The organism is Komagataeibacter europaeus LMG 18890 (genome assembly GCF_000285295.1).
In the GTDB taxonomy this organism is placed as follows: domain Bacteria; phylum Pseudomonadota; class Alphaproteobacteria; order Acetobacterales; family Acetobacteraceae; genus Komagataeibacter; species Komagataeibacter europaeus.
In genome coordinates this window covers 19,044-29,473 of sequence record NZ_CADP01000036.1, presented here as the reverse complement: position 1 = coordinate 29,473, position 10,430 = coordinate 19,044, and the positions used below count along the sequence as shown (strand labels likewise).

Here is a 10,430-nt window from a genome sequence, read left to right as displayed (position 1 = left end):
CTGCGGCAGTTTCGGCCACCATATCAGGACGGCTTCGCGTTCAATGGCCGGACGGGTCGGATCCTGCAGGATGTTGCATAAGGCGCAGACAGGCCCGGGTCCGTCACCATGCCATGGAAACCTGCGACCAGGCGTTATCAGGCCGCAGCACGCACATGTGAAAAGGCCCGGCTCACCCATCTCCCCGGCGTCTGGCGCTGACGGATCCCATGGGCGCGGCAGCAGCCGGAAAGACTGTGTGAGACGGGCCATTGCGATCGGGTTCCTAGCCGCCGCTCGTGAATTGATAGGCCTGAGCCTGCGTACCAACGGTTGCCGAGCCACCGGACGCGGTGTTGGCAGCCTTGTTGATCCACTGCGGACCCGTTGCGAAAAGACCGCACAGCACGATGCCGGCGATTGCCATACCGACCTTTCCGGGCGAACGGTTCTGTTCGTTGCGGCTCTGCCAGGCCGCCCATACGCCGCCGATGAAGCAGATGAAGGCAGCGACATACATGCATGCAGCAGCGACAAAGCCGCCCGCTGTCAGTCCCTCCTGGGCGGTGGCCTGCATCTGGGCCCCGATACCGTTTGCGCTGCCGGTTGCGGATTGGGCCAGCGCATGGCTGGCAATGAGGATCGGGACGGCCAATGTGCCAAGTGCCGTGACGGCACGCTGTCTGTATCCGGCCCGTTGTGTCACCAGACGCGTCAGTCGCGCCGCGCTGGTGATGCCTGTGCGAGAGAGGTTCATGGTCGAGGGCTCCGTTGAAAGAGGGATCATGTCCCCCGAATCATTGTTCTGTCGGCAACATGCGACTTCGAACGCTTTCTTTGCGGACAGGACCTAGCCGGACGTTGTCCAGTGGCTCAGGATCCAGGTTGCTTCCTTGACGGGATTGAGGAGGATCACGCCGAAAACGAACTGGATGAGGCAACTGAGTTTTGAGCGGTTTGTTTTTCCGGTCGCCGACGCGTTCCACGCAACGACCGCCATGAACGCCGCCCAGGCGCCGAACATTTCGAAGAACAGGGCGAAATCACTGACGATTGACAGGATGGCATCCTCTGGGCCTGTCCCGGAAATGACGCTTCCGGTCGCGGCATCCGTATAACCGGTGACAGAAGCTCCCAGCGAAACCTGCGTATCGAGACCGGCAGAGGTGGTGGACTTGGTGAGTATCCTGTCAAAAGTGGCGAAGACGCCGGACAGGACAATCCCGATCCAGGGCACCCAGGGACGGCCGACGAACGGGTTCAGGGGCTGGCGCTGCTGCCATAATCCCCATGCCCCGGTCAGGAAGGCAATCCACGCTGCAATATAGCAGGCCATTGGCAGCAGCCAGGCCATGGCGAGAGCGAGATCGTTGACGAGGTTGACCAGACCTTGCACGTCGATGTGTCCTTGCCTTACTGGATGATGCCGCGTTCAGCCTGGATTACCCACATCGTGCCGCGTTGAGAGATGGCGCGCACACGACCATATCCGCGGAGATCGGTGCCGATTTCGATTTCGGACTGTGGCGGTTGCCCGACCGGCGCCGCATCGTCTTGCACCATGGCAAGCTGGGGAGATGCAGCAAGTATCCGGTAGTGCGGCGTCCATGTCGGGGGCGGAGCAGGAGGCGCCTGGCGCATTCTCGCTGTCCGGGACGCTGGAGATTGCGGCGGCGTTGGCGCCTGCTGCGGCTCGGCCGCCGCTGCTTCCAGGGCTGCCCGTGCCTTGTCGGCTGCGGCACGTGTGGCGGCCGGTCCATCTGACGGGGGCGCTTCGGCGTCGGCCACGGCTCGTTTCGCTTCGAGGAGCGACATCCGGCGGTTGAGATCCGAAGCCTTTGCCGTATCTGCGATACGCAGCCGGTCAAGATCCTGCCGGAGTGCTGCGATGTCGCTGCGGGTCCGCTGCACCAGTGCTGCTTCTTCCGTCACAAGCTTCAGCACCTGCAACTGGTCATCCGATGTCATGGGAGCCGCTTGCAGGCGGGTCGCTTTCTGGACCGCATCGTCGGTCGGAACAGCCTTTTCGATGCCGATATCGTGTCTCTGCGCAGGCGTGTTCTCGGTCGGCATAGTTGCCGGTGTTGGGACGGCGGGATGGGGCGGCTTTTTCATAGCAAGGAGTGCCTTGAGATCCTCATCTGTAGCCGAGACCTGAGGTGCCGGGGGTGATGGCAATGATGTAGGTGAGTGCCCCGGCGCTGGAGACGCTTTGGGGCCTGATGGTAGCGGGGCGGAAATCACTCCGACTTCCTGGCCTAGGGGAGACGCCTGCCTCTTTGCTATGCCCATCACGAGGAAGAGGGAGAGCAGACTGCCGACGGCAGTACCCGCGATGATGACCTGCCTGCGGCGCGGAAGCGCCCTGAAAAGGGCCATTGCATGTGGAACGGGTCGGTTCCTGTCAGGTGCTGCTGTCACAGGTTGCGGGTGAGGGGAGGGAGGCTCGGCAATTATGTCCGCCTCGGGCGAAGGGTCAGGCTCGGGCGTCGTGGCCAGCTTGCGAAACGGAACAGGTTCAGTGCCGCGATCCGCGCTGAACGGATCCCGGGACGTCGTTGCGGTTGCGGCTGAGGTCATGGTGAATGCTGCCTTCTGGTAGAGAGTGCAGAATTCGCCGATATCATGCGACCGGTGCCCGAAAACTTACTTCTTCATGACGACGTCCGACATGAAGATCACGCCAACACTGACCTGAGCGGCAAGATTTACGCGCGGCTGGGTCGGCATCTGCTGCATGAGCGCGCTATTGACCTGCGAGGCCGCCGCACCAGCCGCTACACCCAGTTGTTGCGGAAAATTCAGTGACTGGACGTAGTTGACGTTGCCGAGGGCTCCGATCGAACCGGTTGTGTTCGACGTCATTTCGATCGCCTGCCCGAGACCCTGGACAAAGGCGGCAGCGGCGGGAAGAACAAAGCGCTCAACGTATAGCTGGTCAACGCTTGAGGCCACCGCAGCTTCCATGGTGTCCGGTGCAACCACCATACCTTCGACCTGGATCGGGGTCGGATCGTTTTTATGGAAGACCTGATCAACACGGACAACCAGCCGGTTCAGATGTCCCCCGGCCCTTCTGACGGATGCTTTCATCCTGTCGCCAGCGAGTGGACCTGAATCAGCCTCCAGGATGATTTCTCCCCCGAGATCGCTGTTGGTTGCTGAAACCGTATGGGCGTAAATCCCCCGCCCGGCAGGAACAAGGACGCGGGAGAGGGCCGTCTGGGAATTTGCTGTCGCCGCCGAAGTTATTGAAGGGGAGACCACCGGTTTTTTTGTCTGTTCCCTTCCGGTTTCCGTCTTTTCATACAGGACATTTGTGACAGGAAAGCGTCCATCAAGACGGCCCGCGAGATCCATGATCGCATGTCTGTATGCGGTGATGGCGTCCTTCTGGAGCTGCGGGTCACGTGGCATGGCGGCGCGGAAGGCTGCATCCGTTTGCACTGGTACGACGGGAACGCTTGGCACGACCTCAGGCGCGTGCGGGGCTGGCGCTGCGGCGGCCCTGGCCATCGCCGGGTTGACGTCCGCCCCGACCTCCTGGGCGACCGGGGGCGGGGGAAGCTTGTCGTCGGGATGGGTGGGCGTGCCCGGTGCAATATCGGGTGAATACGACTGTCCCGCAGTCTGTGCCCGACCTGCCTCGTCGCGGATCTGATCTTCGCGGAGTTCCTGCTGGCGCGGATTGGAATTCAGGCCCCCGGGCAGGGGGTTGGCGGCGGGCGGCCTGCCGGGGTCCGAGCGTGGAAGCTCCTTACGGTGGATGGTGGAGATGAGGAGCGTGACGCCAAGAACGGTGCCGATACTCCCAAGGATTGCGAGCAGACGCCGGTTTCCGCCCCGCGACGCATCACTGAACAGCTGGTTGAATCTGGGTTTCATCACTGTGCGTCCCTGATATGGGCCGAGACCGTCCGTCCCGCATCGGAGAGAAGGACAACGGGGGACTCATGGAAGGCATAGAGCGTGTATCCCCCTTCACCGTGCTCCATGCTGTCCGAGGAGGGCGTCATGAGGTGAAGGCGCGTGCGAAGATAGACCTCGTTTCCAATCCGCCATGCGCGCACGTCATCGGGTGAAATACCCTCGACGGCCAGCGGAATGGCTGACGCTGGTGGGATGCCGCTTAGCATGGCGTTCATGTAGGGCTCGCCTGTCGCAGGCACTCCGGGGCGGCTGTCGACCGGCTCCCGGGCATTGGGTCCTCCCTCGGACATGCGAACGGTCAGGTTGTCATCGTAGGATCCACGCCCCGCGATCAACAGGAAGGAGACCGGCTTTGGCGCGTTCTGAAGCGTTACGAGCAGTCCACCTCTGGGCTGGAGCGACATCGGTTCGATATTGATGGTATTGGAACCCTTGAAGGGGACGCAGGTATAGAAACCTGTTGTCTCAACCGCAGGATTCCCGGCTGATGCGCCGCTTTTGCCGGAAGCACAGTTCGTGCTGCCGTCCGGGTTGGCGGAATTGCCAGATGTATTCCATGCGATCGGCCAGGGCTGTCCCGTGCTGTCCACGAAGGACAATGCGGTCGGATACCCTTTTGTCGTAAAGATCAGGCTTGTCTGCTGACCAGGCGCAAAGGAGACACGGATCGCCGGGCGCGCATTAGGGGTCGCGAATTCCGTGCCGACCTGCTCCGTGGCACGACGCACATCCTTCAGGCGTTCCCCCAGCCGAAGGATTTCTTCGGGCGTGAAAGGAATGGCCTCATGCTCGGCTTCATCTTCGGCTGCCTGATCCTGATCGTCTGCAGGTGTCGTTGCTGCAGGCCCGGGCTGTGATGGCTGCTGTGCGAGTGCCGCAAGTGGCAGGATGAACAGGGTCAGCGGAAAGAGAGAAAGAATTCGCACGGCTGTCACTCCCTCCCCGACGAGACGACAAGCTGTTCGATGGCCAGTCCATCCGGGTGATCCAGGTCCTCCACGCGATCAATCGTCACGGTTGCCATCAGCATTTGCGTATTCTGCTGGTTGACGTTTTCGCAGGTCTGGATGAAAGGAAACTGTATTACGTAGCGCGAGTGTCCCTGCACGACTGTCTCGGCGCGTACGGTCGCGGCCCGTGTCGGCTGCGCGTAACAGAGCAGTTTTGCATCTCTGAGTTTCGCCAGATTCCCCTGCGTAATGAAAGACTTTGCAAAGGTGTTCCATCCGTTGAGCGTGTAGTGAGCGCCCGCGGTGTTCATCTGGGTTGGAAAATCACGATAGTTGATGTTGTAGGGTGCGATCGCCCATTTGACGGCCCAGCCGAGAAGCTGGTCCTGGCCAAGTACCGGACTGGTGAGGGCCACGGCCGGTCGGGGAGCATTCTGGCCGTCAACGTAGAAATAGAGGGGTGTGGGCGGGTGTGCACGGATATAGGCGTCGTGCGCCGCGAAAACGATGACCACGCCCGCCAGTGCGATGTTGAGCAGCAGTGATCTGTCTACAACAATCCCCTGAAAGTCGGGGTCGGTAAGCCGCCTGGTTACTGCGGAATTAAACAGCCGCATGGCGCGCCTCCCTTACGGGGGCATGAAAAAAGGTGGTCATCACTCTACTCTCATTTCCCGACGGTGATGAGAGCAGGCTGGAAGTCTATCTTGCGACCAGCACGTTTTTTCTTTGACGGTTCCCGCTACTACTCAGGCGGCAATGCCATGCGTGGCGGCAATGCTGCGGCGGTATCGTCTGCTGACACGGTCGCCCCCCTTGCGGGTGGTCCAGAAAAAGCATCCGCTCTTGCAGAGGCATTCCCGCCGGATGTAGTGGTGTTCGCCGATATAATATTCGGCCCTCGCATGAATGAACCAGGGCACTTTGGCGCCGCGTCGTGGCGGAAGCTGCTCCCAGCAGCTTTGGGATTTCAGCGCGCTTTCCGAAATAAGGAAGTCCCGCGCAATTTCACGCGGGTTCTGAAATGCAAAATGGCGGTAGGCGATTTCAATGTTGGCGGCCTCGTGCCACCGTACCTTGTCTCCGCCCTTATGTCCTGTGAGGGTCAACCTGTTGAGGCTGTTCCTGACAAGCCATGTCCGTCCCCGCCGGGCTTCATGAGGAAGCAGGGAGGCTTGTTCCCATGTCAGGACAGCTTCGGGATCTGCGGGAATGGCGCTCCGCTTTTCGGCAAGTATGGTCTCCGCCTGTATTTTTGAAAGCCTGATGCGCGGTGGCAGGCCAAGCTGCTTTCTTTTTGCACGCACGCTCCCGGCCGAGCGGCCAAGCATCTCGGCTATGTCGGCGGTTTTATCACCACAGAGCCACCGTTGGCCGAGGATGAGTAGCTGGGTCCTTGTCCACGCTCCCCTGCGCGTAGACGCTTCATAAAGAGCATTCTGGGGTCGGTCGGCCCATTGCGCAACTGACTCTTGCACATCCTGCACTGTCAGGGTGAGCATTGTCGCCACAAGGACCTCGTCGCGCAGCCTGGCATAAAGGGCGCGTGTCATTTCTGGTGTGGGATAGGTCTGAAGCCATGTAAACAGACCGTGTTTTATGACCTGGCCGAACGATGCTGACTTCATGGCGGTATGCCCTCGTCATCGCGTTTTCGGGATAGGCTACGTGTTTTGGGAATAATATCTCTTAAGCGTTATATAACCGTCAAGAAATAAATAGCGCAGAACGCGCCAATATGACTCCAGACGCGGTTTCCGGTCCACGTTGGTGATCCGCCGGGGCACATCACCTGGAATGGACAGCCCAAGGCATAGGGTCTGCCATAAGAAAGGAGACCCCTTTCCTGACAGTCTTTATACCTTCATGCACCCGGTCAGTGGTTTGCGATATCGTCGAGGTGACCAATAATGGATTCGAGATCAGCGAGGGCTTCGAGTTGTGATTGCGCGGACATTGCCCACGCGGTCATGTCCAGGGAACGCAAAAGATCTGCGTCGTCATGTATTCCCGGGATCAGGTAATAAACGGAGACGGCCAGGCCTTCGGCGATGCGATAAACCGTTTCAAGGCTCGGATTTCTCAGCCCTGCTTCAATCAGGCTCAGGCTGGTCAGGGAAACATGTGATTTATGGGCGATCTGGCTCGCTGTTGCCCCCTGAAGCGTCCTGAAGATCTGAATCCTGCGCCCAAATATCTCGAGGAGGTCCTGCCGTTCCCCCGAGGTGAAGGCGACACTGTGTGAATAATGATCGATCGGCAATCTGGCCGGTATTTCCAGCAGGTTAAACGTTTTGGAAATATTGCCAATAATGTCGCGTAATTTCTGGATTGCCAGATTGTAGTCCGAACACTGCTTCATGGTCTTTTTCAGCTGCGTGGCGGATGCCACCAGATCCAGATGGGCAAACCATGTACCTTCTGGTGCACCTTGCGGAAGAATATCGCGCGGATCTATTTCAAATACCCGTAGCAGCGCCGATAATGTTTCCAGGGAAACCGGACGACCTGCTTCGATGCTCCGTATGACCGATACATTCAACCGTGCCAGTTTGGCGAGGTGCACCTGCGTCCAGTCAAGCGCCGTCCGCCTGTCATAAATGATTTCCCCGATGTCTCTATATAATTGGCCGGATGCAAATAAAGCCTCGGCTTGCATCTTGCCATTGTCATGGGACATTTTCGTTTACTCTCACGGCGGGCGTTTTCCTCAGCAAAAGAAACTTCCAACATCCAGAAGATATCGACTGGCCGCGTCCTGACAGGGGATCAGCCGTGACGGAACGTCATGATAGTCGAGTTGGAGCCCGCAAAAAAGGTGTCTGAGGTCGCAAAGGCCGCTGCTCTGGTCAGGAGAACTTGATGGAGACACTCATATGCCTGTTATGTCTGCCGTGGTTATGGCGCTGGCCTTTGGCCCCATATCTGCCACACCAGCCGCGTTTCATCTGGTCCAGACAACCTCTCCGGAAACTCCGCCCCGGCCGGCATTGACGTTGCCGTCAACGGGGACAACTGGCGGGGAGACCTTACCCCCATCGGGAGACACTGGTCAGGAAGGGCCGGGCGTATTGCCGGGTACTGGTACGGATCCTCGAACATCCGGGGCTGTTCCAGCCCGTCGATATTTCCATATCGCCAGTGGATACGGAAAGCAGGTTCCACTTGGCTTCGCCGTACGCCAGATCGTTCCGCATGGGGTGCGCGTCGTGTTCGCGGCGGACGTGGACACCAGCGTTCCTGTTGACTGGCAGGGCGGCCGGGAATGGAACAAGGTTCTGGCGACCACGGTAGCCCAGGCGGGCGACGTCATTGATGTTGGTCATAATAAAGTCGCGGTCCGACGTCGAATTCGCTGACCGGTCGCATGATGGCCCGACACCTTCGTCGTAATCACCCGAGGAAGGTTCCATGAACAAGCCCTCATCCGTCCGGAAATCCGGACCTTCTTCCCCGATGCCCAATGTCTCCCTTGCGCTGGATGCGCTCGGCGAGATCTGGCGCATCAGGGGCGGAAAGGACGTCATCGCGATGTTGGACAATGATATGACAGCGAGGACGGCCTGGCACGCCATCCTCGCTGGTGTCGCGCCACATGAATGGCCTGATCTGGTCAACTCCCTTGACGCGCTGATCCCCTATCTGCGCGGCCGCAGGGACCTGTTGTCGGCGGACAGCCCTTTTGGACGGGGCGTGATCTCGGAAAGCAGGCGCCACGCGCTTCATCGCCTTCTTGCTCCGGAAAGGATTGCCCTGCTGGAGGCTGTGACGCGTCCGGCCACACGTCAGGAGGCCGCATGATCGATCTGCGCTTCCGTGTCCTGTTGTCAGTGGCTGCCGCTCTTGTATCGATACAGGGGCATGCGCAGACCACGTCATCAGGCGCCTCTGGTGCCACGACATCGACGGGAAGCGTCGGCTGCGCCGCCCTGACCCAGGCGGCGGCAACAGCCGTAAACGAACGCGTCCAGGCCAACGACGCCTATGAAAAGCAGCCGGATAGCGTCAACGGCCTGTCCTGCCTGAGCAATTTTTTCAACGGCACCGGATTGAATCTCATCACGAACGGCCTTGACCCCGCGGCCCTGCTGCAGGCCGTCGAGGGCCAGATAGGTGGCCAGGTCTGTCAGGCAGCACAGGCCGCATGGGGTAACGCCATGGGGTCGACCCAGTGCGGACTCAGTCTGTCGGGCGTTAACCTGGGGCTCGGTTTTGGCTCGAGTAGCGGGCTCATGTGCCCGAGCCTGAGTTTCGGTGGTGGTGGTCCGCCAATTGCGACCGCCATTGCGGGGACGTCGAGCGGTACGACTGATCTGTATATCAACGGATCTCCCCAGCTTCCGACCGGATACAGCCTGAGCAATCTCGTGGACGGAGTGTTCTGATGCGCAGGCTGCAGATGGTTATCATTGGTGCTGCTTCGTGCGTCTGCGTGCTGGCAGTCACGCCGCGTCCGGCATATGCGCTTTTCAGTGACGCCGCGGTCGTTGCAGCGATCAAGCTTCTTCAGGCGTTCACGGGCAGCGCCCTCGATACGATGACGAAAAACCTGACAACCAGCATCGATTCAAACCTCAGTAGCCTTACAAACCCCAATTCCGTGGCGTCTCTCCTGACGAAGGGCTTCACGCAGGTTGCCAATTACGCAAAAGCCCAGGTTGGTGCCCAGTCGCAACTCATGGATGCCCAGGACGCGGCGATGGCCGGTTTTCTACGGCGCCAGCAGGAAACCGGAATCCGGGACGAGCATATGATGAACCCGGAATTCTGCGCGGGCCTTGACGCCCAGCAGTCTACCGTGGCGGCGTCCAAAGCGGCGCGCTCTGCGGTGTACGCCATTGCGACCGTGAGCGATCCCCGCGGTGAGGCAGGCCAGGGCACGCCCTCCTATTACGGCAAGTCGCAGGGCACGGATGCGAACATGTCCCTGCACCTCAAGCGCTACTGTTCATCCGACGACGTGGCGCAGGGGCTCTGCTCTTCCGTGTCCCGGCTGCCGAACGCCGACCAGCGTGCCGCCAGCCTGTTCGGCGCTGATACCCTGTCCGCGGATGGCGCAGTGGATGCCGCCAATGATTATGCGACCACGCTCATCCAGCCGGTCGCGCCGGCGGCCCTGCGTGGCGAGCAGCTGTCCAGCCTTCGGGGACGTGAAGCCGCAACCCGCCGCCGGTCGTACAACAGCCGTATGTCTCTTGCCCGCTGGGTCACGGGCTACGTCACATCTCTTGGCGTGCCGTCTGTCACGCTCACGCGGGACCAGAAGGCTGAAATGACGGCCGAGGGGCTCACGCCGCTCGACAAGGCGTCGTGGCTGCAGGCCATGGCGCTGGAAGTTAATCGCAGGGTCTCCAGCGTAAGCTGGAACGCCTCGCTCCAGGCAATGCCTCCCGCGTCCGTCATGCGCGAGGTCGCCACCGAAATGGCGCAGGCCAATTACCTGGCACTCCAGAACTACCGCCTCAGTCTCTATCTGGCGACCATGGGGGCTACCCGGGTCGCACAGGAAGAAGAGGTCGCCTTCAAGGACGGCCTCACCCCGATGCCGTCTCCCACGATCAACCCATAAGA

The 10,430-nt window shown here is 60.2% G+C and carries 12 protein-coding genes; 3 read left to right on the top strand and 9 right to left on the bottom strand.

Annotated features, from left to right (window positions below; translation table 11 throughout):
• Positions 1-265 precede the first annotated feature (265 nt).
• The 9 genes from GEU01_RS11600 to GEU01_RS11560 all read right to left on the bottom strand — a co-directional run bounded on the left by GEU01_RS11600 (position 266) and on the right by GEU01_RS11560 (position 8,272).
• Entirely contained in the window at positions 266-736 is a 471-nt protein-coding gene (locus tag GEU01_RS11600; protein WP_019086217.1) for a hypothetical protein, read from the bottom strand.
• Positions 737-829: 93 nt separating this feature from the next.
• Positions 830-1,375 (bottom strand): hypothetical protein, encoded by a 546-nt coding sequence (locus tag GEU01_RS11595; RefSeq protein WP_026018687.1) that lies wholly within the window; start codon positions 1,373-1,375, stop codon positions 830-832.
• Between the two features lie 17 nt (positions 1,376-1,392).
• Positions 1,393-2,094 (bottom strand): hypothetical protein, encoded by a 702-nt coding sequence (locus tag GEU01_RS11590; protein WP_232272507.1) that lies wholly within the window; start codon positions 2,092-2,094, stop codon positions 1,393-1,395.
• Between the two features lie 531 nt (positions 2,095-2,625).
• Positions 2,626-3,864, bottom strand: a complete 1,239-nt coding sequence (locus GEU01_RS11585) for a DotG/IcmE/VirB10 family protein (protein ID WP_019086214.1) — start codon at positions 3,862-3,864, stop codon at positions 2,626-2,628.
• Positions 3,864-4,844, bottom strand: coding sequence for a DotH/IcmK family type IV secretion protein (locus tag GEU01_RS11580; RefSeq protein ID WP_019086213.1), 981 nt, complete (start codon positions 4,842-4,844; stop codon positions 3,864-3,866). Before GEU01_RS11580 ends, GEU01_RS11585 begins: the two co-directional genes overlap by 1 nt.
• Entirely contained in the window at positions 4,841-5,476 is a 636-nt protein-coding gene (locus tag GEU01_RS11575; protein ID WP_010515538.1) for a DotI/IcmL/TraM family protein, read from the bottom strand. The genes GEU01_RS11580 and GEU01_RS11575 overlap by 4 nt, the downstream gene beginning before the upstream one ends.
• Positions 5,477-5,608: 132 nt before the next feature.
• The gene (locus GEU01_RS11570; RefSeq protein WP_026018686.1) at positions 5,609-6,487 is read right to left on the bottom strand and encodes a hypothetical protein; all 879 of its coding nucleotides are present in this window, start codon (positions 6,485-6,487) and stop codon (positions 5,609-5,611) included.
• Positions 6,488-6,735: 248 nt separating this feature from the next.
• Complete coding sequence (locus GEU01_RS11565; protein WP_019086211.1) at positions 6,736-7,539, bottom strand: helix-turn-helix domain-containing protein; 804 nt, start codon at positions 7,537-7,539, stop codon at positions 6,736-6,738.
• A 349-nt stretch (positions 7,540-7,888) separates the two neighbouring features.
• Entirely contained in the window at positions 7,889-8,272 is a 384-nt protein-coding gene (locus GEU01_RS11560) for a hypothetical protein (protein ID WP_019086210.1), read from the bottom strand.
• Here GEU01_RS11560 and GEU01_RS11555 point away from each other — a divergent pair.
• The 3 genes from GEU01_RS11555 to GEU01_RS11545 are packed head-to-tail and all read left to right on the top strand — an operon-like array spanning position 8,271 to position 10,428.
• Positions 8,271-8,660, top strand: coding sequence for a hypothetical protein (locus tag GEU01_RS11555; protein ID WP_232272506.1), 390 nt, complete (start codon positions 8,271-8,273; stop codon positions 8,658-8,660). The two genes, GEU01_RS11560 and GEU01_RS11555, sit on opposite strands and share 2 nt — an antisense overlap.
• Positions 8,657-9,244, top strand: coding sequence for a hypothetical protein (locus GEU01_RS11550; protein ID WP_019086208.1), 588 nt, complete (start codon positions 8,657-8,659; stop codon positions 9,242-9,244). The genes GEU01_RS11555 and GEU01_RS11550 overlap by 4 nt, the downstream gene beginning before the upstream one ends.
• Positions 9,244-10,428, top strand: coding sequence for a hypothetical protein (locus tag GEU01_RS11545; RefSeq protein ID WP_019086207.1), 1,185 nt, complete (start codon positions 9,244-9,246; stop codon positions 10,426-10,428). The genes GEU01_RS11550 and GEU01_RS11545 overlap by 1 nt, the downstream gene beginning before the upstream one ends.
• Positions 10,429-10,430: the final 2 nt, after the last annotated feature.

What these genes read in the sequence shown, in the direction of transcription:
- GEU01_RS11545 (WP_019086207.1), top strand. Translation starts at nt 9,244, where the DNA reads ATGCGCAGGCTGCAGATGGTTATCATTGGTGCTGCTTCGTGCGTCTGC.
- GEU01_RS11590 (WP_232272507.1), bottom strand. Translation starts at nt 2,094, where the DNA reads ATGAAAAAGCCGCCCCATCCCGCCGTCCCAACACCGGCAACTATGCCG.
- GEU01_RS11585 (WP_019086214.1), bottom strand. Translation starts at nt 3,864, where the DNA reads ATGAAACCCAGATTCAACCAGCTGTTCAGTGATGCGTCGCGGGGCGGA.
- GEU01_RS11550 (WP_019086208.1), top strand. Translation starts at nt 8,657, where the DNA reads ATGATCGATCTGCGCTTCCGTGTCCTGTTGTCAGTGGCTGCCGCTCTT.
- GEU01_RS11600 (WP_019086217.1), bottom strand. Translation starts at nt 736, where the DNA reads ATGAACCTCTCTCGCACAGGCATCACCAGCGCGGCGCGACTGACGCGT.
- GEU01_RS11560 (WP_019086210.1), bottom strand. Translation starts at nt 8,272, where the DNA reads ATGGAACCTTCCTCGGGTGATTACGACGAAGGTGTCGGGCCATCATGC.
- GEU01_RS11575 (WP_010515538.1), bottom strand. Translation starts at nt 5,476, where the DNA reads ATGCGGCTGTTTAATTCCGCAGTAACCAGGCGGCTTACCGACCCCGAC.
- GEU01_RS11570 (WP_026018686.1), bottom strand. Translation starts at nt 6,487, where the DNA reads ATGAAGTCAGCATCGTTCGGCCAGGTCATAAAACACGGTCTGTTTACA.
- GEU01_RS11565 (WP_019086211.1), bottom strand. Translation starts at nt 7,539, where the DNA reads ATGTCCCATGACAATGGCAAGATGCAAGCCGAGGCTTTATTTGCATCC.
- GEU01_RS11555 (WP_232272506.1), top strand. Translation starts at nt 8,271, where the DNA reads ATGAACAAGCCCTCATCCGTCCGGAAATCCGGACCTTCTTCCCCGATG.